Annotated in this window: 25 protein-coding genes; 6 read left to right on the forward strand and 19 right to left on the reverse strand. The window is 67.4% G+C overall.

Annotated features, from left to right (window positions below):
• Positions 1-74: 74 nt before the first annotated feature.
• The gene (locus OG223_RS00260) at positions 75-692 is read right to left on the reverse strand and encodes a hypothetical protein (protein ID WP_329240588.1); all 618 of its coding nucleotides are present in this window, start codon (positions 690-692) and stop codon (positions 75-77) included.
• Positions 693-862: 170 nt separating this feature from the next.
• Here OG223_RS00260 and OG223_RS00265 point away from each other — a divergent pair, with 170 nt between their 5' ends.
• A complete protein-coding gene (locus OG223_RS00265; RefSeq protein ID WP_329240591.1) occupies positions 863-1,285 on the forward strand; it encodes a winged helix-turn-helix transcriptional regulator in 423 nt (140 codons plus the stop codon).
• 520 nt (positions 1,286-1,805) lie between these two features.
• Here OG223_RS00265 and OG223_RS00270 read toward each other — a convergent pair.
• The 8 genes from OG223_RS00270 to OG223_RS00305 form a co-directional block, all read right to left on the reverse strand.
• Entirely contained in the window at positions 1,806-3,044 is a 1,239-nt protein-coding gene (locus OG223_RS00270) for a HAMP domain-containing sensor histidine kinase (RefSeq protein WP_329240594.1), read from the reverse strand.
• 43 nt (positions 3,045-3,087) lie between these two features.
• Positions 3,088-3,765 (reverse strand): response regulator transcription factor, encoded by a 678-nt coding sequence (locus OG223_RS00275; protein WP_329240596.1) that lies wholly within the window; start codon positions 3,763-3,765, stop codon positions 3,088-3,090.
• A 236-nt stretch (positions 3,766-4,001) separates the two neighbouring features.
• Positions 4,002-6,848 carry an AAA family ATPase gene (locus OG223_RS00280; protein ID WP_329240598.1) on the reverse strand — a complete coding sequence of 949 codons (2,847 nt, stop codon included), beginning with the start codon at positions 6,846-6,848 and terminating at the stop codon, positions 4,002-4,004.
• 107 nt (positions 6,849-6,955) lie between these two features.
• The gene (locus tag OG223_RS00285) at positions 6,956-7,243 is read right to left on the reverse strand and encodes a hypothetical protein (RefSeq protein ID WP_329240600.1); all 288 of its coding nucleotides are present in this window, start codon (positions 7,241-7,243) and stop codon (positions 6,956-6,958) included.
• 245 nt (positions 7,244-7,488) lie between these two features.
• Positions 7,489-7,866 carry a YybH family protein gene (locus tag OG223_RS00290; RefSeq protein ID WP_329240602.1) on the reverse strand — a complete coding sequence of 126 codons (378 nt, stop codon included), beginning with the start codon at positions 7,864-7,866 and terminating at the stop codon, positions 7,489-7,491.
• A gap of 153 nt (positions 7,867-8,019) precedes the next feature.
• Positions 8,020-8,802 carry an alpha/beta fold hydrolase gene (locus tag OG223_RS00295; RefSeq protein WP_329240605.1) on the reverse strand — a complete coding sequence of 261 codons (783 nt, stop codon included), beginning with the start codon at positions 8,800-8,802 and terminating at the stop codon, positions 8,020-8,022.
• 249 nt (positions 8,803-9,051) lie between these two features.
• Positions 9,052-9,948: a helix-turn-helix domain-containing protein gene (locus tag OG223_RS00300; protein ID WP_329240607.1), complete on the reverse strand. Its 897-nt coding sequence runs from the start codon at positions 9,946-9,948 to the stop codon at positions 9,052-9,054.
• A gap of 327 nt (positions 9,949-10,275) precedes the next feature.
• Positions 10,276-11,223 (reverse strand): GlxA family transcriptional regulator, encoded by a 948-nt coding sequence (locus tag OG223_RS00305; protein WP_329240610.1) that lies wholly within the window; start codon positions 11,221-11,223, stop codon positions 10,276-10,278.
• A 288-nt stretch (positions 11,224-11,511) separates the two neighbouring features.
• On the opposite strand from OG223_RS00305, the gene OG223_RS00310 reads away from it, so the two are divergent.
• Together OG223_RS00310 and OG223_RS00315 are read left to right on the forward strand one after the other, a co-directional pair.
• Positions 11,512-12,312, forward strand: a complete 801-nt coding sequence (locus OG223_RS00310; RefSeq protein ID WP_329240611.1) for an alpha/beta fold hydrolase — start codon at positions 11,512-11,514, stop codon at positions 12,310-12,312.
• A 158-nt stretch (positions 12,313-12,470) separates the two neighbouring features.
• A complete protein-coding gene (locus OG223_RS00315) occupies positions 12,471-13,520 on the forward strand; it encodes an SgcJ/EcaC family oxidoreductase (protein WP_329240614.1) in 1,050 nt (349 codons plus the stop codon).
• 332 nt (positions 13,521-13,852) lie between these two features.
• Here OG223_RS00315 and OG223_RS00320 read toward each other — a convergent pair whose 3' ends face one another.
• Together OG223_RS00320 and OG223_RS00325 are read right to left on the reverse strand one after the other, a co-directional pair.
• Positions 13,853-14,890, reverse strand: a complete 1,038-nt coding sequence (locus OG223_RS00320; RefSeq protein ID WP_329240616.1) for an FAD-dependent oxidoreductase — start codon at positions 14,888-14,890, stop codon at positions 13,853-13,855.
• Positions 14,887-15,624 (reverse strand): SDR family NAD(P)-dependent oxidoreductase, encoded by a 738-nt coding sequence (locus tag OG223_RS00325; RefSeq protein ID WP_329240618.1) that lies wholly within the window; start codon positions 15,622-15,624, stop codon positions 14,887-14,889. The genes OG223_RS00320 and OG223_RS00325 overlap by 4 nt, the downstream gene beginning before the upstream one ends.
• 344 nt (positions 15,625-15,968) lie before the next feature.
• Between OG223_RS00325 and OG223_RS00330 the strand changes: the two genes are divergently transcribed.
• Entirely contained in the window at positions 15,969-16,562 is a 594-nt protein-coding gene (locus OG223_RS00330; RefSeq protein WP_329240621.1) for a TetR/AcrR family transcriptional regulator, read from the forward strand.
• Between the two features lie 50 nt (positions 16,563-16,612).
• Here the strand turns inward: OG223_RS00330 and OG223_RS00335 are convergent, their stop codons facing one another.
• The 3 genes from OG223_RS00335 to OG223_RS00345 all read right to left on the reverse strand — a co-directional run bounded on the left by OG223_RS00335 (position 16,613) and on the right by OG223_RS00345 (position 18,990).
• Positions 16,613-17,377, reverse strand: a complete 765-nt coding sequence (locus tag OG223_RS00335) for a helix-turn-helix domain-containing protein (RefSeq protein ID WP_329240624.1) — start codon at positions 17,375-17,377, stop codon at positions 16,613-16,615.
• Between the two features lie 14 nt (positions 17,378-17,391).
• Positions 17,392-17,688, reverse strand: a complete 297-nt coding sequence (locus tag OG223_RS00340) for a hypothetical protein (protein ID WP_329240627.1) — start codon at positions 17,686-17,688, stop codon at positions 17,392-17,394.
• A 666-nt stretch (positions 17,689-18,354) separates the two neighbouring features.
• The gene (locus OG223_RS00345; RefSeq protein WP_329240629.1) at positions 18,355-18,990 is read right to left on the reverse strand and encodes a peptidoglycan-binding domain-containing protein; all 636 of its coding nucleotides are present in this window, start codon (positions 18,988-18,990) and stop codon (positions 18,355-18,357) included.
• A gap of 193 nt (positions 18,991-19,183) precedes the next feature.
• Between OG223_RS00345 and OG223_RS00350 the strand changes: the two genes are divergently transcribed.
• Both OG223_RS00350 and OG223_RS00355 read left to right on the forward strand, forming a co-directional pair.
• On the forward strand, positions 19,184-19,933 hold the full coding sequence (locus tag OG223_RS00350; RefSeq protein ID WP_329240633.1) for a DUF2690 domain-containing protein: 750 nt from the start codon (positions 19,184-19,186) through the stop codon (positions 19,931-19,933).
• Positions 19,934-20,059: 126 nt separating this feature from the next.
• A complete protein-coding gene (locus OG223_RS00355) occupies positions 20,060-20,422 on the forward strand; it encodes a hypothetical protein (protein WP_329265917.1) in 363 nt (120 codons plus the stop codon).
• A gap of 256 nt (positions 20,423-20,678) precedes the next feature.
• On the opposite strand, the gene OG223_RS00360 is transcribed toward OG223_RS00355, so the two are convergent.
• From OG223_RS00360 to OG223_RS00380, 5 genes are all read right to left on the reverse strand, one after another.
• Entirely contained in the window at positions 20,679-21,341 is a 663-nt protein-coding gene (locus tag OG223_RS00360) for an HD domain-containing protein (protein WP_329240636.1), read from the reverse strand.
• Positions 21,338-21,466: a hypothetical protein gene (locus OG223_RS00365; protein ID WP_329240637.1), complete on the reverse strand. Its 129-nt coding sequence runs from the start codon at positions 21,464-21,466 to the stop codon at positions 21,338-21,340. The genes OG223_RS00360 and OG223_RS00365 overlap by 4 nt, the downstream gene beginning before the upstream one ends.
• Before the next feature lie 235 nt (positions 21,467-21,701).
• Positions 21,702-21,845, reverse strand: a complete 144-nt coding sequence (locus tag OG223_RS00370; protein ID WP_329240640.1) for a hypothetical protein — start codon at positions 21,843-21,845, stop codon at positions 21,702-21,704.
• 306 nt (positions 21,846-22,151) lie between these two features.
• A complete protein-coding gene (locus tag OG223_RS00375; RefSeq protein ID WP_329240642.1) occupies positions 22,152-25,124 on the reverse strand; it encodes an Ig-like domain-containing protein in 2,973 nt (990 codons plus the stop codon).
• 303 nt (positions 25,125-25,427) lie between these two features.
• A complete protein-coding gene (locus OG223_RS00380; RefSeq protein ID WP_329240646.1) occupies positions 25,428-26,630 on the reverse strand; it encodes an IS110 family transposase in 1,203 nt (400 codons plus the stop codon).
• Positions 26,631-26,758: the final 128 nt, after the last annotated feature.

Raw genomic sequence — 26,758 nt, forward strand, 5'->3', positions numbered from 1 at the left:
CTCTACCACGCCCTTTTCCGTGTGGTGGTTGCCTGGTGGCACTTGATAGAGGCGGACGGCTCGGCCGCCCTTCCTCACCTCGGGACCATGACGTCCCAGTGCTCGACGGCTCGCCCGTCCGCCACCCGGAACAGGTCGTGGAACACGAAGTCGGCGCCCGCGAAGACACCCACCGAACGGATGTAGGCGAAGTCTCCCTCGGTGACGACGTCCAGTACGTCGGAGTACTTGAGGGACTGGCCGGCCTTCGCCAGCTCACCCAGTGCGGCCGCCAGTCCGCTGATGCCGTCGGCGAAGCGGGGATTGTGCTGGATGTAGGACTCGCCCGCCAGGTGGCGGTCCACGTCGGAGAAGTCGTTGTCGACCAGAATCGTGCGCACCGCCCCTTCCGCCACCTTGCGCGTGGCGTCTGTGTCGGCCGCCGCGTCGATGACGGCGACGCCGTCGACCTGGGTGTGACCGTTGGCGGTCTGTTCCACGATGGGCTCCTGGTCACCCCAGTGGCCGGTGATCTGCCCATCCGTGATCTGCCAGAGATCGAAGGCTGCGGCCTGGCCGCCGTCGGGGAAGGTGGTCGTGGCGTGAGTCACGACGAAGTGCCCCTGCGCCAGCACGCGGTGCACCTGGTTCTTGCGCCCAGTGGTGCCGTCGATGGCCGCGAGGACAACCTGCTTGTTGGCTTCGTTGCTCATGGCGTTCGCCTCTTGTCGTTCGTAAGCGGGGTTGACTGTCGTACGGCCGCGCCGGACCCCGTTGAGGGCAACGGCCACACCGGAGGAGTTAGTACAAAAAATGTACTCGCCAGTGACGTTAACCTAGCACAGTGAGTACTGAATCTGCACCGACACCTCGTGTCTGTTCTGTGACCGACGCGATAGCCGTCGTCGGGGAACGCCACTCGCTGCCGATCGTGCGCGAACTGCTGTACGGCAACCGGCGCTTCTCCGAAATCGCCGACGCCGTCGGGCTCAACCGGACGCTGTTGTCCACACGGCTGCGTCGGCTGGAGACGGCCGGTGTCGTGGAGCGGCGGCGCTACAGCGAACATCCACCGCGCGACGAATACGTCCTCACGGAAGCGGGCAAGGCCCTGCTCCCCGTGCTCGCCGCCCTCAAGGAGTGGGGCGACCTCTACTGCCGCGACGGCATCGCCACAGCGGAGTTCCAGCACCGATGCGGTGCCATCCTGCACACCCGAGCGGACTGCGCCGCCTGCGGCGAGGAGATCCGCTTCGAGGACCTGGCCGTGGTGGGAGGCACACACCCGCCACAGATACGACTCTGAGCCGCCCTTCCTCTCGCACGCCCTCCGGCCCGGAACCTCGCGCGCCAGAGCCGGACCTGCACGTACGAAGGGGCACTCCGCCCTCGCCAACCTCACGGTTACGCGTACTCGATTCCGTTGGCGGCGGTCACCTTTCTGGTCAGCGCCTGGGAGTAGTTCAGCGCCATCGGAGCTGTCCCTTCCATCGGATCCACCTCTCGCTGGAGCGTGCCTGGGCCCCGGTCCGGGGTGCCGGAGGCACGCGGTCACACTTGGGATGCCGCTCCAGCGCCGTGACCCGCCACGAGCGTTCACCGGGGCGTCCGTCCAGCCATGTCCGGCTTCGCTCGGGCACCGGTTCTGAATCCAGCGTCGATGACCAATCGGCCGCTTGTCTCTCACATGAATGGGTGATGGAGCGTTCTCCGGACCGCGGGGCCGCAAAAGCTCTCAACGCCACGGAAGCCTCGAGCACAGCGGACGCTCACACGCTGTCACGCGCGTCCGATCTTCGGTCGCGCAACCGCTACGTGCTGCGCAGTTAGTCTTGCCTGGCGATGACCAGGAGCAGACGGGCACCCCCGTCGGTGGTCCGAGGCGGTTCGGCAGTGAGCGTCCCGCCGTGGGCGGCCGCGATGTCGCGGGCGATGGCGAGGCCCAGACCCGTGCCGCCTTCGCTGCGGGTACGGGCGTTGTCCAGACGTGTGAAGCGGTCGAAGACCCTCTCGCGGTCGGGTTCGGGGATGCCGGGACCGTCGTCGCTGACCTCGACGACCAGCTCATGTTCGGTGTGGTGCACTTCCACGATCACACTGCTGTGTGCGTGGCGCAGCGCGTTGTCGATGAGGTTCAGGAAGAGGCGGGCGAGTGCCGTGGGGCTGCCCAGGATCGCCTCGTCTGAGGCGGAGTCCGTGACGAGGACGACAGGTTGACGGGGGTAGCGCTCGGCGAGGGTCCGTTGCAAGAGGTCGGTGACGCGCAGGGGTTGGAGTTTCAGGGGCTGGCGAGCGTCCAGGCGGGCAAGGAGCAGGAGATCGGTGACGATGTCTTCCAGACGTGTGGTGTCGCGCAGGGCCTCGCTGCCGACCACTGTCCATTCAGCCCGGTCGGGGCGGGCCAGGGCCAGCTCAAGACGGGCCTTCAGGGTGGTGAGGGGGCCGCGCAGTTCGTGCGAGGCGTCCGAGGTGAAGGTCCGCAGACGGCCGACGGCACGCTGGAGTTGATCGAGAGTGCCGTTCATCGTCTGCGCGAGCAAAGCGACTTCGTCGTTGGAGTCGGGGACGGGGACGCGCTGCTGGAGACTGTGGGCGGTGATGTCGGCGAACTCGGCACGGATGTTCTCCACCGGTCGCAGTGCCCGGCCCATGGCGTACCACGCCAGGTAGGCGACCAGCAGGACCAGCAGGGCGGTACACGGGACCAGGGCCCAGGTCAACGTGATCACGGCGGTACGCGCGGGAGCAAGATTGGGATAGGCCTGCACCACCATCGGCCCCGCAGACGTGCCCACATAGGCATTTGCACCCTGGTCCGCCGATGCGGTGGATGAGGAGCCGGCGGGGGGCGCGGTGTCCAGGATGACGTCCGGCAGCTCGGCCCGTACGTCGCCCGGAGGCATCCCTGAGGCGAGTTGGCTCGCTGCCTTTTCGACGTGGTCGCGGGCCGTGTTCTGGGCGGAGTCGACCAGATTGTTGTGGACGGCGTAGAGCAGGACCACCGAGCAGGCGACGAGAGCAAGGCTGGCGACGAGTGCGACGGCGGCGGTGGCACGGACACGCACGGTCTGCGGCCACAGCCGTAGGCGCCGGCGGGGGGCGCCGCCGTCAGGCTCCGTCGGAGCGGAGCCGGTAGGCCCCGCCAGGTACGGTTTCGATACTGGCCCGGCCGAAGGGCCGGTCGATTTTCCGGCGAAGAGCACTGACGTAGACCTCCACGATGTTGGGGCCGCCCTCGTACGCACTGTCCCAGACCCGCTCCAGGACGGCGGCCTTGCTGATGGCGATGTCCGGGGTTGCCGCGAGCAGTGCCAGGACGTCGAACTCCCGAGGAGTGAGGGCGATGTCCGTGCCTGCGCGTCGGCAACGCCGGGCTCCTGTGTCGATCTCCAGGTCCCCGAAGTGCTGGACGATCTGCCGCTCCGGACGCGCGCGGCGTATCAGGGCGTGCAGACGAGCGGTGAGGACGACGAAGGAGAAGGGCTTCGTCAGGTAGTCGTCGGCCCCCGTCTCCAGTCCTTCCGCCTCGTCGTACTCACCGTCTTTCGCCGTCAGCATCAGGATGGGGGTGTTGTCACCGCTCGACCGCAGGTGGGCGCACACCTTGTAGCCGTTCAGGCCAGGCATCATGACGTCGAGAATGATCACGTCGTAGTTGTCGGCGGCCGCCTTGGCGAGACCGTCAAGGCCGTCGCTCGTGGCATCCACCGCGAACCCCTCTGCGCGAAGGCCCTGTTGGAGCAGCTCCACGAGACGGGCGTCGTCGTCCATCACCAGCACACGCATGCGTCTACCTTGCCCGACCGGTCGCGCCAGACGCTGAAGAGAATCTTCAGGACGTTCAGCGGTCCTTCCGCCTGCGGGGCTGACTGCCCGAGCGACCGGCGGGCAGAGGCGGCCGAATTCGCCGCCCGGCCCGGCATCACGTTCAGCGGCGACGAGTTGATCGACCGGGTGGTGGCCCCCATCATCTACCGGTTCATCTTCCTGCCCTGGATGCTGCCCGAGGTGGATGCGCGCACCTACGTCGACGAACTCCGCGAGCGCTCCGTCTGGCCCAAGTGCGGTCGTTCAGTCCGGAGTTCCCGGGGGCTCTGGCCGGACAGCTCGGCGTCGCGTCTGTGGAGTGCGTTCGCCAGCTGTACACGCGAGTGAATGCCCAGCTTGACGAAGATCGACCGGACGTGGGTGCCGATCGTGTTGGGGGACAGACCCAGGTCGTCGGCGACGGCTCTGTTGGTGAGCCCGGAGCCGATCAGACGGGTGACCGCCAGCTCGGCCCTGGTCAGTGCCTGCCACCCCGACGCGGGGCGGGCTGCTCCCGTCGCCCACTGTGCCCGTCGAACTCCCGCCCCGCGAAGGACCTCTTGGACGGACAGCATCGAGGTTCTGATACCGATGTCATGGTAGAGCTGCCACGCCCGGTCGAGGTGGGCGATCCCTTCCTCGCGATGGCCCTCGGCGAGCAGCGCTCGGCCCAGATCATCGGCGACGGCCGCGCGGGCAGTTGGTCGCGGAACGGCCTTCAGGATGTCCGCCGCCTTCTGGAGCATCTGTCGGTCCTGGTGAACCAGCCCTCGAGTGTGCAGGGCGAGGCCCTCGAATGTCGTGACGCCGGGGTTGCGCGCCGCGCCCTCCCCCGCGATCGCGGCCGCCTCTTCCGCGAAGCGGGCGTCGCCGCCGGCAAGAGCCATGCGCGCGAACATCGGCATCCATCCCGGCCACCAGGGCCACCAGGTGCGCCCGTCGCGCGCCGCGTACAGCAGCGGTCCGAGTACGGCCAGGGCCTGCGCGACATCACCCTCAGCGGCGGCGAGCCATCCCTGCATGAGAATCAGACCCGGTGAGCGCACATCGTCGTCCACGTCGGTGTGCGTGAGATAGGGCGTGAGAAGAGCCCGCGCCCGCACGACATCACCCCGGTACAGCTCCAACGTGCTGAGGAGGGAGACGGCATCAAGTTCGTACACATGATTGCCCAGTTCCGAGCCCAGGGTCACCAACGCCGTCGCATCGGCCCCGGTTTCCTCCAGGCGCCCTTCGCAGAAGTCCTGCCACATCTGGGCGTGCAACATGGACGGCAGAACCGCCTCGGCCTGACTTCCGGACTCCTGGCGCGCGGCGTCGAGCAGCGATCGGGCCTCGGTGTACCGGTCGAGCAACTGCAGCACCAGAATCTCCGCCGGCAGATACTCGGCGCCGGCGATGGCACGCAGTTCGCGGAAGTGAGCCAGCGACTGCGCGTGATGTCCCGAGTTCTTGGCCAGTTCGGCGAGCGCCAGGTGCGACACCTCCAGCGCTGCGCGGTCGCCCGCCTCCTGAGCAAGTGCGAGGGCGGCTTCCGCCTCCGCCCGGGCGCGCTCCGCGGTCTCGGAGCGCGTGATGGCCAGGGCGCGGGAGGCTCGCAGCCGGGCTTGTAAAGGGGCGGACACCTGCTCGGCGGACAGGACCGTGTCGATACGGCCGACCGACTCGGTCAACCGGCCCGTCAGCCACAGCGCGCGGGCCGCGAATACCTCGATGCGCGCCGCTTCCTCCGTCGGCGGGGCCTTGCGGAGCAGGGAGTCGGCGACGTGCACGGCCTGGGCTGAGCGTTGGGCTCGGCTGAGGATGTCGACGCAGCGGATCCCGACATCCCAGTAGCCGGGCTGGTCAGGACCGGTCAGTGCGAGAGCGGAAACGATCAGGTCGGCGGCCGTGTCCGGCATGGACGCCAGCGCCTCGTCGGCCGCTGCTCTGAGGATGGCGACGCTGGTGTCATCCGCGCTTCTTCCACCGGCCGCCGCATGCGGTGCCGCGCTCAGCGCGCTGTGTCCCGCATGGATCAGGTAGCGAGCGCACCGCTGATGCATGCGGCGACGTGTCGCATCGGAAAGATCGGCGTAGACGGTCTCCCGGACGAGATCGTGCCGGAAGGCGATGAGGGATCCGTGCGACACGAAAAGCCCCGACGACGTGACGCTGTCGATCAGATCGGACACAGTTGCCGGAGGCTGGTCCGGCAGCAGGCCGAGGGCATCCTCGAACGTCAGGGGGCGGCCCAACACTGCGGCCAGGCGCACGAGTTCCGCGGCCGTGGCCGGTAGTACGGTCAGATGGCGGCGGACTCCTGCCACGAACTCGGCAGGCACCTGGTCCTCGTTCTCACCGCGGGCGCGGGCGCGGGCGATGCCCTCCAGGATCTGCACAGCGAGGAACGGAGTGCCGGCCACTCCTTCCAGCATTCGACGCGTTCCATCGGCAGGAATATGTCCGAGCCAGTCCCTCGCAACCTCCAGGAGGTCCGTGAGACCGAGCGGGCCGAGAACGAGTTTCTCGACCGGAACGCCGTCGAAGTGACCACCGGAGAGCTCCTCGGCCAGGCCGCTTGACCTGTCCCGGGCCGTGAACGCCCACACGACCGGAAGGCCCGACAGCCGGGCCGGCAGTACGCGGAGGGCCAGACGGCTCAGGCGGTCGATCCATTGAATGTCGTCGATGGCGATGAAGACGGGTGAACAGCTTGCCACTTCCTCCAGCAGCGCGCAGACCCGGTCGATGAGAAGCAGAGGCTGATCCACCAGCGTGTTCACATCGTCGAATGCCTTCGAGGACGCCAGTGGTGTGCGGCCGGATCGCAGAGCGAGCAGAAGCGGCATGCCCGGCGAAACATGGTCGACCTCGTCCGCTTTGCTCATCCCCACCACGAACCCGGCGGAGGCGGCCTCCGCGCGCACGGTGTCGAGGACCGCGGTCTTCCCGATGCCGGCCTCGCCTGTGATCAGAATGATCCCGCCCTGGCCCGAACGCTTCGCCCGGTGCACGACATGCAGCGCGCTCGACATTGGTGCAGCACGGCCACGAAGCACATGAACTCCCACAAAACCCACCGATCACACAGGTCCCGCTCACTCACGTCGAAGTGAGACGCGGGCGACGGACCCGCTGATGTGAGAGGCGACCCGGTCCGGCGCCTCCAGCGGCGACAGGTGACCCATTACGCCAAGCTCGTGAGCGTGGCGGTGAAAATCAGAGGCGGCAGGCGGCCGCGCAGGATCACCTTGTCCTCGTTGCCGACCAGCACCAGCACAGCCGATCGCTCCGGCCCTGCCCGGAAGGTCTCCCCCGGCACCTGACGGTGTGCTTCTGTGCCCGACTCACCGTGGGTCAGGACCAGATCGATGCTGTGGTCGTCGGTCTCGTCGTTGTCGTAGACATGCGACGACACCGCCTGGAATTCGTGCGTCACACCGATCGGAGCCAGCGGGGCGGGTGTGCTGAGCACTACGCCCTTCAGGCCGGTGGGAGGCGAGCACTTGGACCACCTTGCCGTCCGTCGAGCGGCCCACCACGGCGAATCCGCCGTGGCCGAACTCGCCGGCGACGCACTCGGTGTCGTCGGCGAACTGTCGATGACTGGCCGCCAGGTGCGGCGCGATCCACCCCGGGGATGGACAAAGACCAGGGGCCGGGCGTCAGTTGGCTGAGGGGGGTGGCCGGGCTCCGGGGAGTCCAGCCACCCGCAGACGCTCAGGCGGTACCGAGGGGGTTGAGGATGGCGTAGCGCCAGGTGCCGTCCTCACCAAGGCGGGCGACATTGGCAGAGGCGCCGGTGGCCTTCTTCCGGTTGCCGTCGGGAGTGGTGATCTCGAGGGTCCACTCCTCGGTGACAAACGCAATGCCGTCGCCAGCCACGATGCGCGACGGGCCGTTGGACAGCTGGGCCTTGCCGGCGATCGACCCGGCCGCGTAGTCGCGCAGCGCCTGGCCGGTGACGGTCTCACCGGTGACGGTACGCATGACGGCACCGGGAGCGAGCAGGTTCAGGACCTCATCGAGGTTCCCGGAGTTCATGGCCTTCTCGAAGGCCGGGGGGAGCTGCGCCAGGTCGGTAATGGGAGTCGACATGGTTGTTCCTTTCAGAATTGGATCTCGTGCAGATCGTTGAAATGGCGGATGCTGAGACCCGCGTGTGAATGTCCGCCAAAACGCCTCGCGGGCAGCAGCGCCGTGCTGATCGGCGCTGCAGGTTCCACGTATGGGGAGGGGGCTGTGGGACTGTCAGGCGTACCGGCGAAGGAAGCTGACCAACGCCGGGTTGACGCGGTCGGGATGAGTGAGGTTCGGCGTGTGTCCGGCCCCGGTCACGGTGACCAGCTCCTGGGCACCGGAGAGTTCCCCGGCCAGTTTCTGGCCCAACGGGTACGGGATCGGCTGGTCCGCGTCGCCGTGGACGACCAAAGCGGGCACCGTGATCTCATCGAGCCGGCCGGTGATGTCATCCGCTCCCATCAGTACCTGCACCGCGTCGGCGAGCCGTTCACGCGGCTGCGTCTTCCACTTCGCCAGCCACTGATCGTGGATCGCGGGGTGTCCGAGCAGTATCCCCAGCAATACCGGGGCCACTGCCTCCGGACCCGCGCCGCGGAGTCCCTCGGACGCACCGCGCATCTGCGCCAGCGCCTCGGGTGGCCAGGCGACCGACGTCGTGTCGATGAGCACCAGGGACTTGACCCGGTCAGGCGCCACCAGGGCGGCTCGCATCGACAGAAAGCCGCCCTGCGAATGCCCCACCAGCGTCGCCTGCTGCACGTCCAGGTGATCCAGGAGCCCGATCAGGTCGGCGGCCGAGTCCCAGTAGGTGTAGGTCTTTCCGTCGTCCTCGGTCCGGCCGTGCAGCCGCTCGTCCCACACGACGACCCGGAAGTCCTCGGCCAGGGCCTGGACCTGGTGCACCCACATGTCACGGTCCATGAGGTTGCCGTGGCTGAAGACCACGACCGGGCCCTCACCACCGCTGTCCTCGAAGTACAGGCGGGCACCGTTGACGTCTGCGTACGGCATGGTTGTTTTCTCCTTTCCTCCCGGCCTCACCAGGCAATCAGAGGCCCGGCCGGAAGCGGATAACGTGCTGACTGCTTGCTTAAACAGTGCTCGATGCGAGCGGCGCAGGCGAGATCCGTAAGAGACGCGCCATGGTCGAAAATGGACTCGCTGATCCGCTCATGGCGTGCGTCTCAGAGGACACGGGGCTCGGCGCAGTCTCCGCCCCACGGCCCAGAACGCCTCTGGCAGTCTCAGCGGGCGGGGCTGTCAGCGCTGTATGGCACGGAATGCCCCGGGAGTGGCACCCGCCGTCCGCTCGAAGAACTTCCCGAAGTTGGTGGGTTCCGTGAAACCCAGCATGCGCCCGATGGACGCGACTGGAAGGCCGGTATGAACCAGCAGCCGCTTGGCTTCCAGGGCGACACGGTCGTCGATGAGATCCTTCGCGGTACGGCCCGTAGCGGCCAGACAGGCCCGCGTGAGCGTCCGCGGCGAGTAACCGAGGTGCGTGGCGTACTGGGCGGCACGGCGCCTCGTGGCGAACATGCGTTCCAGCTCGCCGCGGAAGGCACGGAACACCTCGCCCCCCGCCGCAGGGTTCCATTCACCAGGGTGCGGCAGCCGAGCAATGCGTACCAGCAGCGCAGCGACAAGCTGCCGCAGCAGTTCCACAGTGAGTTCCGTCTGCGAAGCGTCCCGCTCGGCCAGCGTGCCGTATTCCGCCGCTATCTCGGCCACCGCCACCGACATGGCCCGGTACTCCACCGCAGACAGTGAGAAAGCGGCAGGGCTGAGCCCCTCGTCGATGACGGCTGCACTGGCAGGCACCGGCGGCGGGAAGGCGGGCGTGAACACCACCAGGGTCGCATCAAGATCCGCGATGCCTCCCTGAGGACCCGCAGGGAAACGCTGCACCTGACCAGGACGCACATGCAGCAGAGTCCCCGGAGCACACGGGTAACCCACAAAGTCGATCAACGCGGTGCCCTCGCCGCGGGTGACCAGGGTCAGTTGATGGAAGTCCGGACGGTTGGGCGCCGCCACGACAGGCGGCAACAGCCGCTCACGCAACGTCGCGAAGGATAAAATCTCCAGCCCCAGCCGGGGCTGATCCGGATTGTCGTAGCTGACGTCGACAACGTCCGGGCTTCCAAAATCAGCCATACACCGATGATCGCAGCCACCGCTGACCACACCGGCAACGAGCCTCCTTCGTCTTGAAGCCACTGCCCGCGAGGCCAGCGCAAACAAGGAGGCCGGCCCTCGCACAGGCCGCAGGCCGAACCCTTCAGTCCAGCACGCCCCGGTGCACTCCCCCCGAGATGTCGAGTTCGGCGAGCAGGCCGTGCACCCGTTGTTCGACGGTGTCCTGGATCGGCCGGACGGCCCCGACGCCCTGCCGTGAGGCTGTCTTTCTGCCCTGGACACTGTCGGGGCGGACGTGCGCCTGGGTCGACGGACTCGGTGACCGCGCAAGTGCGGCCTTCGCCGTCAGGCGGCCCGGTGCTGGAAGGTGCGGCGATAGGCCGTGGGCGTGACGTCGAGTGCGTCACGGAAACGGGCGCGCATGTTGGCGCCGCTGCCGAGGCCGCACCGGACGGCGATCTGTTCCACCTGGAGGTCGGTGGTCTCCAGGAGTTCTCGCGCGCGGTTGATGCGGGCGGTCAGGAGCCACTGGTGGGGGCTGACGCCGGTTTCCTGGCGCCACAGGCGGGTCAGGGTGCGCGGGGAGACGCCGGCATGGTCGGCGAGGTGGGGGATGGTGAGGTCCTCTTCGAGGTGGAGCAGGGCCCGTTCACGGGTGCCGGCGAGCGTGGTGGCCTGGGGGGTGGGGAGGCTCCTGCTGATGTACTGGGCCTGGCCGCCGTCGCGGTGCGGGGCGGCGACGATGTCCCTGGCGATGTCGTTCGCGACGGCCGCGCCGAGGTCTTTGCGGACCAGGTGCAGACACAGGTCGATGCCGGCCGTAAATCCCGCGGAGGTCAGGATGGTGTCGTTGTCGATGTAGAGGACGTTGCGGTCGACGCGCAGCCGGGGGTAGAGCTTTTCGAGGTCGTCCGCGCTGGCCCAGTGGGTGGTGACGGTGCGGCCGTCGAGCAGTCCGGCCGAGGCGACGGCGAAGGCGCCGGTGCAGATGGAAGCGATGCGTATCCCGGCGCGGCCGGCGAGCTTGAGAGCGGCCCTCACCCGTGGGCGCGGAGGGCGCCGGAAGTCCTCGACGCCCGGGACGATGATCGTGTCCGCTTCGGCGAGCGCCTCGAGACCCGCGGTCAGCCCGAGGGTGAAACCGGCGCTCGTGGTCACGGCCTCCTCGGTGTCGCCGCACACGGTGAGCTCGTAAGGGGTGTTCGGACGGGCGTTGAAGATCTGCGTGGGGATCCCCAGATCCATGGGCAGCACGCCGTCGATCGCCAGGACCATGACCCGATGCTTGTTCATGGCCGCAATGTTACGTCCGTCATTCATATCGCAGGGAGGGCCAGGGAGCCGCCATGCCCTGGCCCAGAGATGTTCCCGGGATAAATCACCTGTTCAAGCCGCTGATCGTGTGACCGGAAAGCAAGGGCCCATCCGCGCAGTTCTGGCTCAAAAGATGCGGATGATGGCAGATGAGCCGTGTCCTGGACGGGAGGTTCCGGAGCAGGATCGAGGAACGAGCGCGGGGCAGCCGACTCCACACATCGGTGGAGCGGTCCGAGAGCCCCGGCCGTGGACGAGGAGCTGGCGATGACTTCGCTGAATGTGGTGGGCCGCTTCTTCGACGTACAGGGCGGCCAGGTGTACGCCCACGTCCATGAGGGTGACGGTCCGGCGCTGGTCTTCCTGCACTACTACGGAGGCTCCCGGCGCACCTGGATCCCGGTGCTGCGGCTGCTGGATCCCGGACAGGGCTTCGTGGCCTACGACCAGCGTGGATGGGGCGACTCCACGAGCGTGCCGGGACCTTACGGCCTGGAGCAGCTCGCGGACGACGCGCAGCGGGTCATCGATGCGCTCGGATACTCCGACTACGTGCTCGTCGGACACTCCATGGGCGGCAAGGTGGCCCAGATACTGGCCGCACGCAAGCCCGCCGGGTTGCGGGGAGCCGTCCTCGTGGCGCCCGCACCGCCCGCGCCGATCGGGGTGACCGAGCAGATGCAGGAGATGGCTCTCCACGCCTACGAGAGCGAGGAGGGGATTCTTCAGGGTATCGACCTGATGATGACCCGCGGCGGGCTGACTCCCGAGCTGCGCCGGCAGGTGGTCGAGGACAGTATGCGCGGCGGCGAGCAGGCGCGTCTTGCATGGTCGCGCCAGGGCATGGTCCAGGACGTGTCGGCCGGCGTCTCAGCCATCGAGGTGCCGGTGCTGGTTCTCGCGGGCAGCCACGACAAGGTCGACCCGCCGACCGTGCTTGCCGACCACCTGCTGCCGCTGATCCCGACCGCCACGCTGACCGTTCTGAAGGACACCGGCCACCTCTCGCCCCTTGAGGTACCCGACCAAGTGGCCGAACACATCGGCGCATTCGTCGCCCAGATGTAGGCACAGCACTCCAGCCGCGCATCCCCCGTGCGGCGATCGGCTGTCACTCCACATGCCGTGCAGCCGCCCCCACCCTCCATACCCGGCACGCGTGAGCGTGCCGCCCGGCCACCGTGCCGATTCGCCCCGGACCGGGGCCCAAATGAAGGAGACACATCATGACCACCGACGCACACCTGTCCGTGTTCGAGCAGCTCGACCTCCCCGACACGAGCCTCACCCGGGACACATTCGCCTTTGCTGAACAGGCCACGCCTGCCTTCATTCACGATCACTGCGTCCGCAGCTACGTCTTCGCCCGCGCCCATGCCCAGAACAAGGGTCTGCGCGCCGGTACCGACTACGACGACGAACTGCTGTTCGTCGCTTGCGTCCTGCACGACCTGGGACTGAGCGAGGAGGGCAGCAACGGCGATCAGCGTTTCGAGGTCGACGGCGCCGACATCGCAGCGGCGTTCCTCCGCGAGCGTGGTGTCGAAGAAGAGCGTATCGCCGTCGTCTGGGACGCCATCGCCCTGCACACCACGGACGGCATCGCCTCGCGCAAGGGCACGGAGGTGGCGCTGGCCCACTTGGGTATCGCCACCGACATCCTCGGAATCCAGCGTGAGAGCCTTCCTGCCGGCCTCGCCGACGAAGTGCACGCCCTGCTGCCGCGTCAGGACCTGGCCCACGGGTTCAGCGACATCATCATCACCCAGGGCCTGGCCAAGCCCCGGAAGGCGTCCCCGACGACCTTCATCGGCGACCTGGTGCGCCGCCACCTGCCCTACGGCGCCTATCCCACCTGGTACGACCTGATCGACGCGGCCGGTTGGGGCGACAAGCCGGTCGGTGTCACCGCCCGCCGCCGTGCCGAGACGCCCCAGCAGTTGGGGGCCATGTACATGGAGTACCTGGAGGCCGGTGACGTCGAGGGTCTGGTGTCGCTGTACGAGCCGAACGCCCACTTCGTCCCCACTCCCGGAAATCACCTGGTGGGCACGGACGCCATCCGCCAGGCCATGCAGCAGATGGTCGACAGCGGTGCCCACCTCAAGCTCGAAATGCGCGAGATCCGACAGGTCGACGACGTCGCTCTGGTGTCGAACACCGCCACCCTCACCGGGGTCGGACCGGAGCCGGTGGTCACCACCACCACCGAGATTCTCCGACGCCAGCCGGGCGGCGGCTGGGTTCACGTCGTGGACGACCCGTTCTTCAACTGACCGCGTCGGGCGGCCTGGGCACGGAAGTACAGGCCGCCCGCCCTCCCAGGGCTTAGAACTCCACCAGCGAAAACCTCCAGGGCTGACATGCCGTCACCGACACCCGCCCATTGACACCAACCCGGCGCATCGCAGCGGCCGAGAGAACAAGGGCAGCTGCCGGCGGCGGCATCTGGGGGGTGGCGAGACGGGAGCAAGGACCGCACGGGCAATCCGGGGCGGTCGCGCGGCATCCCGGGCGACGCGAACGGCAAGGCACCGCATGAAGTCGTCAGCGTCCTGGCCGTCGTAGGCGTGATGCAGAGCCTGCGCTTCGGCACACCGTCGCATGGTTACATCAGGGCTTTCAGCGGAGGCGGTACGAGATCGCGAGCCGCGTTGAAGGAGCGGTACTGCAGTTCCTGCGCGGCTGGACGGCGGAGTCGTTCGTAGCCGGAGAGGGCCTGTTCGACCGGGAGCCCGGGGGCCGTGAGCAGATCCGAGAGGACTGCCGCATCCTCGAGTCCCGCACCGCCCCCTTGACCGAGAGCCGGGCTCATGGCGTGGGCGGCGTCGCCGGCGATCGCGACCCGGCCACGGGCCCAGACGGTGGTGGTGACCTGCTCGATGTCGACGGCGAGGTGGTCGGGGTCAGACCGCATGGCCTCGACCACGTAGCCGAGGGGGCCTTGCAGGCCAGCGAATCGTTCAGCCAGCGCGCTCAGCCGGGTGTCACGGTGCCGCCGGGCCGGGTCGTTGATGAACACCATGCAGTGCAGGGTCTTGCCCCCGTCGATCAGGAAGTACGCCAGTCGCGAGCCCTGGACCGGTGTGGTGCGGGCGGCGAAGGTCACGCCGATCTTGTTCGGGAGGCGGAAACGCATCACGGTGCAGCCGATATCGAACGGTGCAGGACCGCCGAGGACGTTGAGGCGGATCCAGGAGCGGACGCCGTCAGCTCCGATGACGGCGTCGTACTCGCCGGTGGTGCCATCGTCGAAGCGGACGCCGACGGTGATGCCGTCGTCCTCGACCGCGGCTGGAGTGGTGCCGGTGCGAACCAGGTCACGGACCGGATCGAGGAGCCGCGTCTGTAAGACAGACCGCTCCAGCAGCATTCCGGGGTAACTCGGCATGGTGTCCACGGGAACCGAGGTGTGCGCGTCGAAGATGTACTCGCGCACCATCAGGTCCCGCTGCCACAGGCCAGGCGGTAAGCCCAGCTGATCCAGCGCCTTGTGATGCCGGTCGGTCAGCGAGATCGCCCATCCGACCTCGGTCAGCTCTGGGGCCCGTTCCACCACCGCCACCTCAGCGCCCCGGACGTGCAGACCGTGGGCGAGGCCGAGTCCTACAGGCCCGGCGCCGACGACAAGGACTCGGCGGCTCATCCGACCGACATCCCGCCATCGACGGCCAGGATCTGGCCGGTCACCCAGGAAGCGTCCGGGTCGGCCAGGGCAACGATCCACCGTGCGACCTCCGCGGCGGTTCCACGGCGCTTGAGCGGCAGACTCGCGGCCTCGGCCGCCTTGATCTGCTCGACCACCTCCGGGTTGGCGATCGTGGAGAGAATGTCGGACTCGGTCGGGCCGGGCGCGATCGCGTTGACCCGGATTTTACGCGGGGCCAGTTCTGCTGCCCAGCAACGCGTCAGATACCCCAGCGTGGACTTGCTCGCGGCGTAGTAGAGCGGCCCGCCGGTGGGTTTGTGCGCGATGGCGCTGGTGACGTTGACGATGCTGCCACCGTCGGCCAGTGCGTCCGCAGCTGCGGCCACCAGCTGGACCGGGCCGTGCACGTTGGTACGGAACAGCGCGTCCAGGTGGTCGGCGGTGATCTCCGCCGTGCCTACGGGAGAAAGCATGCCCGCGTTGTTGACCAGCGCGTCCAGCCGTCCGAACTCAGCGAGGGTTGCCTGGACCATGTCCCTCGCGGAGCCATCGGCGGAGACATCCCCGACGTGCACCGCTATCGAGTCACGTCCTTTCGCTATCTCGCGCAGCGGGTCCTCACGGCGGCCAGTGATCATCACCGACCACCCTTGGTCAGCCAGCAGTTCGGCGGCAGCTCGCCCGATCCCGCTGCCACCACCGGTAACGAGAGCAGTGCGTTGCGTCGTCATCCTGTCCTCCTCTGCGTCCTCACGGACGCTAATAGCGAATGATCTTTCGCTATTAAAGAGACCGCCGACCGTACCCGTCAAGCAGAGGTCGCTGTCTGCCTCGCTCAGCGAAGGACCGCCAAGAAGCAGTCGGACGATCTCCCGCCCGGGGACAGCCGAAGCCCGACAGAGGGGCGGCGATGGGTAGGCTCTCCCCCGCACATGACATTCACCGGTCGGGCTCAGAAATGCATCGATGACGGGCCGAGGCCCGGCTGGGGCATCGGTTCTCACCCGGCACAATCTCGTGCAAGAATCTTGTTTCCCGCAGTCCCCCTGTTCCTGCCACTCCCCCGGCTTGCACCATGCCTCGTATATCGACTGACCGACGCTCGCGCGTACGTCGTGCCATCATCGACGCCGCCGCGGACTGCTTCGCGCGCAAGGGCTTCGCCGCCACGTCTATGCCGGAGATCTGTGCGGCGGCGAACATGTCCGTGGGTGGCATCTACCGCCACTTCGCGAGCAGGGAAGACCTGATCAATGCAGTGTTCGAGGCCATCCGCGCACCAGTCGTCGCAGCCCTCGACGAGGCCGCGCAGGGCCCTGATGTCCTCGACACAGCGGAAGTGATCGACCTCGTGCACAACACTCTGATACAGAGTGCGCCAGGCTCGGCACCGCGGCTTATAGTGGGTCAGTTCTGGGCTGAACTCCTCCGGGATCCGACCCACCCCGGCCCGCACCAGCCGCTGGCTACGGCGCTGCACGCAGCGCTGACCCGACTCGTCGCACGGGCGAATCCGGACGCCCCTGAACCCGAGCGGCTCGCCGTCGCCCTGATAGCGGCAGGCATGGGGGTTTTCCTTACCCAGAGCATTGTCGATGCGAAGGCGTCGACCCGCGAACTGATCGACGCAATGTCAGTACTCCTCCGACACGGCCCGACCCTGACCTGACCCGCGCACTCGATACCCGGCACGCAGCGACCGTGCACGGAACACTCGCCTCACAGCGCGAAGCAATGGGGGACGACTACATCGTGGTGCGTGCAGAGGCTGGCGGAACGAGCCTCAGTACGGCCGGGCATTCCACGTCCGGTACTGCGGTTCTTGCCTTCTACAGTCAGTCTGCGCAGATCGGCCGCGTCGGTCGGGTGCGGTAGTTGGGGAGCCACGGCGGTGCTGTCCTGGCGGACCTTATGCCAGGCATCGATCCACGGCCGCTGCTCGACCCCCGCGACGCCACAAGCATCCAGGAACCCCGTGAGCTGCCGCACGCTGCAAGGAACCCTTCCCCGCCGGACGATGCGGTGTGCCGTGCTGTGCGGCAGTTTTCCGTAGCCGCCAGCCAGTTCCTCCATCCGCTGGAACGAGGGGGCACCGGCCTTCTCGTACAGTTCACACAGCGCCGCGCTCATCTCGGCCCGGTCGGCGATGACTTCGACCGCAGGAGCCTGCGGCCGCCGAGTACCACTGTCGGCCCGTCGCTCTTCATACCGGGCCACGCGCCACAGCCTACGGGCTTCGGCGAGGGCTTCATCGGGGCTGTGGCCCTGCGCAGCAGCGCATACGCGGACGAAGTCGAGGACGACGCCCTCGCCGGGAGTTGTCCTGCCCGACGCGGCCCGGCTGAGGGTGGTCTTGTCGTGGGTGCTGAATCCGGCGAGCTGACTGTAGGTCAGCCCGGCCTGCCGTCGTTGTCCTCGCAGGTACTCTGCGAGGACAACGACGGCAGGAACAGTGCTGCTGATCGGCTTCTCCTGCCGCCCCATGGCCGGACCGCCCGTCAGTCGGACGGGTCGGACGGGTCGAACAGGGCACGCAGCGCCGCGCGCAAGCGGCTGGAGCTTCCGGTGGTGACGGCTGCCACGACGGCCGCCGCAGCCAGGCCGGCCCCCAGGATCAGCTTCAGGACGGCGCTCAGAGCCAGGCCCACCATCACCACGAGGAACGCCGTGACCACGATGGCCACGATGATGACGGCTGCCTCGGCACCGCCCAGACGGCTACGGCCGGAACCGCTTTCCGGCTTCTGTGCTACACCGTGTAGTTCCGGTGCGTGGTTATGGTTCTTGCTGCTCATGAAATTCCCCTTCTGCCGGGGCCCCTTTTCGGGGGCACCGGCGTGCTACTGGCTCCAAGGTGGTTGACGGACTGCCAAGCGGTTGGCGCCACTGTGGGGTTGGCATTCCGTACGGATTCGAGGATCTCAAAAAAGTCCCTTCATAGGGAGTCGAGTTGGGTACGTCTCTGCGCCAGGGGACATTGGTGCAGCGGTATCCCGCATATGCGAGGTTCGCTGCTGTTCCTGAAACTTCCTGAACGATTCATGAAGCGGTGTTCCGGCAGCTCAGGAAGTGCGCGGCAGTCGATGAGCCCTCAGAGGGAACCAGTTGGTGTGGGGCTGTCCCAATCGGCTGCTTGACTCGATCACCAGGAGACCGTCACTGTGGTCTGAAAGCTACGACCCGCCGAGAGGTAGGATCGCAGGAATACCCTGATTGCTACTGGCTCCAACCACAGCACAAGGGGAAATAAGCGGTCTCGTGTTGGCGCACGGAACCGCCGGAAGCCGGTATCCCGGAAACGGGAGCCGGCTTTTTCCGTACCTGGGACGTCCGGGCACCAATAGGCCGGCCCCCAGGAGCCACTGCAGAAGCAGAAAACCACTGAGGAACAGAAGACGGCCCCGTCTCCTTCCTCGGGTACCGACCAGACGGACGGCCTGTACCCGAGGAAGGCAAGAAGGTCAGTCCCCTGAGAGCGGACCCCAGAACTCGGGACCGGCGATGCCGTCAGGATCCTGCCCCATGTCCTTCTGGAACGCCTTGAGAGCATCCCGGGTACGTGCTCCGAAGATCCCGTCCACCGTCAGCGGATGACCGGACTGCGACAGATAGTTCTGCAGCTTGACCACGCACGGCGTAGCCGACCCCATGCCGACCAGCGTGTCCATGCACGCGGCCGGGGAGCCGTTCGCCAGGTACGACCGCGTCTGTGCGTCGGCCACCCCGGTCGAGGGCAGCGACCGGTAGGTCTGGAACGCCTGGACTGCCGCCGCCGTCTTGGACCCGTAGATGCCGTCCACGGACAGGCCGGCGCCGTCCCACTGGTTGTGCGCGTGCGGATCGTTGAGATAGCTCTGCAGCACGCGCACGCAGGCGCCCCGCGAGCCGGTGTGCAGGTCACCGCAGTTCTCCAGCGGTCCCGCCGACGGAAGGACGAAGGAGTCCTCCGCCACCGCCGCGACGGGCTTCGCACCGGACTCGGACTTGACCCCGGATCCGCAGGCCGTCGCCCCGGCCAGGACCAGAGCTGTCAGGACCCCGCAGCCCGCAGCCTTGAGCCCCCGCGCCGCCGTCCCACTTCGAAAGGTCAATGCCATGTTTCCCTCCAGAGGATTGTCGGCGTCACTCCGCCCCGTACGAAGTGACCACCGGTCGACACACCATGACGCTCCGTTAGTGGCACTATTGGGGTCAAGACTCAGCCCGGCGTAAAGAGTTCATGAATGTTCACGGGGGGTCTGACCTGGGAGAACCGGCTTCCACGGCCAGACGAGGGGGAGGCATCCCGTCATGGGATCGGCACGACAGGACAGCAGCTATGGCGACTTCCTAAAGCGAAAGCAGGAGCAGCTCAAGAACGATCCGAAGCGGACGCAGGAGAGCTTCGGGCAGGCATGCAAACGCTCTGCCGCCTGGGCCAGCAACTTTTTCAACAGGGCGGACAGAGCACCTGAGAGGGAGTACGTCGACGCGTTCGCCAGGACCATCGGGCGCGACCCTCATGCCGAGTGGGAAGAGTGGAATTCGGCCTGGGAGGACAGATTCCGGCAAGAAGAACCGGCGGCCTCAGAAGAAGACCGTCCCTGGGGCAATCGGTTCCGGAACCGGAAATTCCTCGTTACCTCTGTACTCGGCGCGACCGTCCTCGCGGTGATACTGGTCCTGACCGTGTTCCCGGACAAGCATCCGCCGTCCTCTTCTTGCACGCTGACCTCCTGCCGAGGCAAAGAACCCAACGGACACTGCGACGAGGGCGTGCAGACAATCGCGGAGCAGGATCGGAAGACTCCAGGGCCGATCACGGTGGTGGTCCGCTGGAACAGCAAGTGCCAGGCTGCCTGGGCAAAAGCATGGGGCGACTACGTGAAGCAGGGCGACAAAGTGACGGTGTCCGTGGACGGGGGTGTGTCGGAGTCCAGGAAGGTCAACTACGGGACTGACCAGCACACCATGATGGTTCCGCGTACAGAGATTCAGCGCGTACGCGCATGCTGGGAACGCGCAGGTGACCAGGTCTGCACCAAGTGGTTCCCCGGATAGGCAGGCAACTCATTCATCTCCTGCTGTCACCAGGTGCAAGCAGGCTGGTGACCTCGGCGATCGCCTCCGCCGAGGGATGAAAGTAGCGCCGTACGTTCTCCGCCTTCCTATGGCGCCAGCCTGGCCATGAGCATCGCCAGGCTGACGCCGGCTTCATCCGGGCCCGTCGCCCCGAGCACGGCGGCCCCGCCCTTGAGCCGGTGGTGGCCGGAGATCATGGCCGTCCTCCTCGTCGACGCCGTGGTGTACGTGGCCATGCTGGCGGCCCCGGACGTGGGCAGATGCTTCGTCATCGCCCCGAGCCAGGTAATCGGCGAACGGGCCATCGAGACGTTCGCGACCAATGACGAACAGCGCGCTCTGCTGACCACTGGCGCCGGCAACTCCCGCATCTACGGCCCCGACGGATCGCCCATGGGAAAGACCCTCGACGAGTACGCCGAGCCCGCATGTTCGCGTCCGACCGCGAACTGCGTGCCGCCCGCATGACCGCCAGCCTCAGCACAGCCGTGAAAGCCCTCGCCGAAGAACTCGGCGCCGCTCCCGACGGCATCGGTCCCCCGCATCGCGACCGCCACGGCTTTCCTTGAAGCCGGGATGCCAACTCTCAGAGGCCCGGGACGCGATGCCGGGTCAACACTGGCGCGGAGCCAGGCACGCGGGGTGCCCGGCTCCGCGTCTTCTTCGTCGCAGCTGCCCGCCGACAAACGGTCCGGCACCCGACCGCAGCTACCGCGAGACGTCGTTACTCCGGACGCACCGGGGCGGCGACCAGTTCGTCCAGCCCGGGGAACGGATTGTCCGGCCGGTGCTTGCGATACACGGCGTCGACGTACGACAACGGCGCCCACTTGGAAGGCTGCTCGTCGATCTGATGGACGAGCAGCGCATGGAAGTTGTTCCGCAGATCCAGATAGGGAAACGCCTCGTGCGCCGCGTCCACTACCGCCCGGTCCACATCCTCGATACCGAAAGCGAACAGGTCGGCACCAGTACCGAAATGCAAGAGAGCGGCGACAGTATGCTTGTGGGGCGCGATCCCCCCGGAGCTGTGCAACGCCACCGCGTCCCAGATCTGGTCGGCGGCGGCATCCGACAGCCCATGCTCTCGGGCGAATCGAGCGGCCCGGAACGCACTGTCCACCTCGAACCGGTTCGGTCCCTGCCCCTCGTCGGTCAGGCCGATGTCGTGCAGCACCGTGGCGAGGAAGAGCGTCTCGTCGTCGTAGTCCACCCCGGCAGTGAGGTTCTTGGCGGTGGCGATACTACGAGCGTAGAAGTAAGTGCGGACAGTGTGGTTGAGCAGCCAATCCGGAGAGTGCTCGGCAGCGAAGGCGACAGCGGCCTCCGTAGCAGCCGTACGCGGCCACCCTCCGATCTTCTCCGGCAGATCCTCGAGCACGCTCACTTGGCCTCAGCCCCCAGTGCCAGGTGCTCGACGGCGACCGCCTCGGCCGGCCGCAGCTCACCCACGACGTTGGACTGCTCGAAGTAGGCGGGCTTCGGTGTCCACGTCTCGACTACTACGTACATGGTGCATATCTCCTCGCTAGTCATGATCGGCGCGGCATGACCAGCCTAGGAAGACCGAGGCCGTCGCACGATGGCCAGATGGACAATAACCCCAAGGATCCGGCCAAGGTCGCGGTGGTGGTGCAGCCGGGCTATGTCCTGTTGGACGTAGCCGTTCCCCAGCAGGTGTTCGGCCACTGGCCGGACTACGTGACCGCCTGCTGGCCTGGCGGCGCCCCCTGTAGTACAGCGCGACTTACGCCGGGGCGCGCACAAGCACGGTCTCGCAGGCGCCGCCGTCCTCGGAATGCACGGTGACCGGCACCGCGGCCTGCTGCGTGCGGTGGTCGTAGATGGCGTTCCGCTTCATGGGCGTGGCGTGCGCGACCGGGACTGACATGGGGCGCAGGGAGCCCCGTCGGACTTGGCCCGCGCCGGGCAAGCCCAGTTGATACGACGCCGAGGTGTCGCTCGGCAGGGCAACACCCCTGATCTTGCAGCCATTGGCGAGGTCGAGAGCAAGGTCGCCAAGGCGGGATGAAACGGAGCTTCAGGTGTCGGGGAACCGAGCAGGCCACGGCCCGCACCGATTGGGAAGCCCGCGCAAGAGGCAGTCATGACACGGCGGCGGCCGCGCATGAAGGTCTGCCCGTTGCGCGGATTCCAGTGGTGCGTGAACCCTCGCTCGCGGCGGCGCCTCCAGCGGCTACTGGGAGGAGGCAGGGTTGTCGATTTCGAAGCCGTCGAAGGTGGCGTAGGTGCCCGAGAGCTTGGTGACCACGATGGTGTGGACACCGGCGGTGAGGGCGGTGCTGGTGTAGACGGCGACATCGGTGTGGCGCGCGCCGTCGGCGGGCACGGTGTCGACGACGGTGGCGGGACCGCCGTCGATCGACACACTGAGGTTGCCCTGATCGGTGAACTCCTCACCGAACATCTTGATCCCGGTGCCGATGAACGTGTACGTGATGCTGCTGCCGTCGGTCGTCGCGTAGTGGACGTCGTCGTCGTGATCGCCGTAGCCCCGGCTGCCCAAGTAGTCCCAGGTGTTGTAGACGATCGACGGATCGGTGTCGTTGAGACGTGCTGCGGCCGGCGGGGCGCCGACGTAGACGAGGACGGCTGCCGACGGTTTGGACGTGGCTCCGTCCTTGTCGGACTGCGTGGCGGACAGGGACTGTTGGCCGGGCGAGGAGTCGGTGAGCGTGCACGACCAGGCGCCGTCGACGGCAGCGGCTACGGTGCAGCCTGCCTGGTTCGTGCTGCCGGTGACCGCGACGGTGTTGCCGGCCACCGCTGTGCCACGCACCGTGAAGGTGTCGGCCAGGCCGGTGGTACCGCTCGTGGGGGCGCTGATGACCGGACGGGGTACGTAGGTGCCGACGGTGACGTCCGTGCCGTCGGCTCCGGTCGGTACCGTGGCGATCAGGAATCCGGAGGAGACCACCTGGACGTCGGTGGCGCGCCGGTCGCCGAAGTACACCGGGGTGCTAGGCGAGAAGCCGGCGCCGGCGATGAGGACCCGTTCGGTCGTGGAGCTGGCGACGGGCGTGGGCGCGGAGATGTAGCTCGCGGTGAGGGGGAGGCCGCCTACCAGCGATCCGTATCCGTCGGTGACGCCCGCGTGGACGAGGAAGGAGACGGGGATGTCTCCCGGGCCCGGGGACGCGGGGATGGTGGTGTTGTCGCTGGCGTGGGAGTCGATGGGCTGCGTGCAGAAGTAGCTCTCTGCGGGGTCGGAGAAGTAGTTGCCGGTGACCCAGAAGTGGCCGGTGGCCGAGCAGCCGCCCTGGGCGCCGAGTGAGGCCAGGGGGTGGAACTCGACGTTGCTGCTGAAGCTGATCCACTCCGAACCGGCGTCGTCGTAGAAGGCGTTGAAGCGCGAGCCGTCGTTGTAGACGACGTTGCCGGTGACGTGCAGGCCGTGTGCCAGGGTGGCCGTCGCGTCGATGGTGCCGTCGGCCTGGTAGACGTACTGCGCCTGGTGGCCTTCCATGTAGATCGCGCCGCCGTCGTCGAGGACCTGCATGACGTTGAAGATCAGGTTGTTGCTGATCGTGTTGTCGGCGTTGATGTTGGTCGAGTTCTGCGGGTGGTTGGCGTCGTCGACGTGGCCCTGGATGACGCCCGCGGTGATTCCGGTGTACGGCAGGTTGTACAGCTCGTTGTGCGTGATCGTGGTGTGGCGGCTGAAGAGCAGCGTGATGCCGCAGGCCGAGCGGTAGTCGGTGCCGACGTCGTGGATCACGTTGTTCGAGACCGTGGTGTGGTCCAGGATCTCGTTCGTCCCGACCTGGTCCGCCTGCACGGTCTTCGGGTCAGGAGTGCAGTGATCTTTGATCACCGAGGCCGGTGTGTCGGTGGGAGTCGGGTCGAACGTGCAGCCCAGTGACAGCGCGGTGGAGGCGATCGAGGTGAACTCGTTGCCATCGATGACGTTGTGCGATCCCCCGTACATGAAACTCAGGCCGGCGCCCCCGAGGTTGACGAATCGGTTCCCGGTGATCGTCACACGGCTGGCCCCGGTAAAAGCGACGTTGGCGAGAGGCTGGGTGAGCGCGCCCCACGGGCAGCTGCCGGCGGGTGCGGAGAAGGTGCACAGCCCCTGGTTGCTGGCGCCGGTTCTGTGCAGGTTGCTCTGCACGTCGGCGAAGCCCACCGGTGACGAGGGGGCGTTCCAGGTGGCATACGAGAACGTCAGGCCCTCGAAGGTGACGTCGTGCAGGGGCCTGGCCAGGCTGCCGGCACCTTGCACCAGCTTCTCCAGCCGGGGCAGTTCGACGTCCAAGCCGGCCATCCGCTGACCGCTCTTGGGCATGTAGTAGAGCGTGTCAGTGGCACCGTCCAGGGACCACTGACCGGGCGTCAGAAGACTGCGGGCGCCCTGAATCGTGTCGGGAAGCTGCGAGGTGGGCATCGACGGCAGGCCGCCGGTGCCCTGGCTGAACGGGGCGATGTCGGTGACGTTGGTCCAGCAGGGCTGGTCCATGACCAGCGTGCTGCCGGACATCCGTGCGGCCCCGCACTTGGAGTCGGTCCACGCGCCGTTGCCAGCGGGATAGTCGAACTCGACCTGCGCCACTTGCGCAAGCGTGAGGTGCGAGAACCAGGCCAGGGCCACGGCGTCGTTCGACAGGTCATACCCTGTGGCCGACCCGGCCCAGTTGCCCGTGAAGTGCAGGGCCGCCGGGGTGGCCTGGGCGATGGGGGCTTGTCTGCCGTCCACGTAGAGCTGACGGGTGGCGCTGCCGCGGGGCACGTGTGCGGCCCACACACCGCTGCTCCCCACCTCACGCCAGGCGGTGACCTTGGAGGCGCCGGAGATGACCGGCTTGGCGCCGGGCGCGGCCTCCCACACCACGGGGTCGGCGGGCCGGCCGGAGTCCTCCGCGCCGAACTTCCACGTCTTGTCCAACCGGTACGTGCCGCCGAGGAGTTCGACCCGGGGGCTCACCGGGTGCCGGCCGTGCTCAAGAGCGCGCACTTCGGCCTGCGCGGTGGTCAGGGAACAGGGATTCCTCGATATGCACGCCGCACCGTGGCCGTCAGGCGCTGCCCACAGCACCGATGCCGTGGCGGCCCGCGCCGGACTTGCCGACACGCCCAGCGCTCCCGCGCCGACCAGTCCGAAGGCGAGTACAGAACCGAGGATCTTGCACGTCGACGCCATCCATTTCATGACCGCTCCGGGATCCGTCAAGCCGCGGGCATGCCCGCAGGAGAGGCTGAGACATCCGATGAATGGGGTCAACGTGGCAGCACGCGCTTGGAGCTGTCAACGGGTTGTACGGGGCTTGATGCGAAGAGAGCGGCCTCCATGCAGTCAAATCCGGAGCAATGGATCGGATGTATGGGCGGTTCTGCATGCCGGAGACGACTGACGCCCGCCCCGCCCGCGAGCCGTCCGGCCGGGGCGAACGGCAGGCCCTTCGGGCGCGGGATCCTGCAGCAGCTCTGCGGGGGGGTGCCTCTATGTCTTTCGTCAAGCGAGGTGTGGGGTTCTGGGTTCGTAGAAGGTGCCGTCGCGGAGCATCGCGAACAGGACGTTGATGCGTTGGCGGGCGAGGCGGAGGAGGGCTTGTGTGTGGGTTTTTCCTCGGGCCCGGCATTTGTCGTAGTAGGTGCGGGAGGCGGGATCGTGCAGGGCGGCGAACGCGGAGAGGAACATCGCGCGTTTGAGTTGCCGGTTGCCGCCTCTGGGGGCGTGTTCGCCGTGGATGGAGGTGCCCGACGACTTCGTGGTCGGGGCGAGGCCGGCGTAGGAGGCGAGGTGGGCGGCGGTGGGGAAGCTGGTGCCGTCGCCGACGGTTACCAGCAGGGTGGCGGCGGTCCTGACGCCGACGCCGGGCAGCGACGTCAGGACCTTCGAAAGAGGGTGATCCTCCAGCAGGACTGTGATCTGGGCTTCTGTGGCCCGGCGTTGTTCGTGGACGGCTCCGAGCGAGCGGGCCAGGGAGGGGATCACGATGTCGAGGGTGCCGGTGCCGGGAACGACGACGGTCTGTTCGTCGAGTGCGTCGAAGACGTCGTCGATCAGCCGCTGGGCCATCCTGGGGGCCTTGGGCCGGATCACCTCAACCAGCTTGCGGCGTCCGGCTTTTCGCAGAGCGGCAGGGGATCCGTAGCGTTCCAGCATCCAGGTCACAGCCTGATGGTCCAGACGCGGTCCCAGGACCCGCTCGAGGCTGGGGTGGAACTGGGTGAGCAGGCCGCGGATCCGGTTGGAGGTGCGGGTGGCCTCGGCCGCCAGATCCTGGTCGAAGCCCACGAGGACCGTGAGTTCGGCGGTGATCTCGTCGGTCGCCTCCAGCGAGCGCAGTGTGTGCGGCAGGGTGCGGGCGGCGTCGGCGATCACGGCCGCGTCGCGGGCGTCGGTTTTGGCCTCGCCTGGGTAGAGATCGGCGATCCGCCGCATCGACAGGCCCGGCAGGTAGGCGACCTTGCAGCCGGCGTCCCGGGCCACCGTCAGTGGCAGGGCGCCGATGGAGGCGGGCTGGTCGACGATCACCAGGACGGTGCCGAACTTGGCCTTCAGCTTCTCGAAGACGTCCCGCAGTTTCGGCTCGGTGTTGGGCAGGGGCTTGTCGAAGACCTTCTTGCCGGCCGGGGTGAGTCCGTGCCCGTGATGGGTGCTCTTGCCGACGTCCAGGCCGAGGAAGACGCCTATGTCGTCGTTGTCGTTCACGCCGTCCTCCCGAACGGATGTCGTGCGTGCTGGCCGGGGCGTTGGCGTCGTATGCGCGCATCCACGTTATGCAGACCTGCCGCTTGTGTACTGCCGGGCATTACGCCCGGCCAGGCGGTAGTCGGACC

It is taken from the genome of Streptomyces sp. NBC_01478, from assembly GCF_036227225.1.
GTDB lineage: Bacteria > Actinomycetota > Actinomycetes > Streptomycetales > Streptomycetaceae > Streptomyces.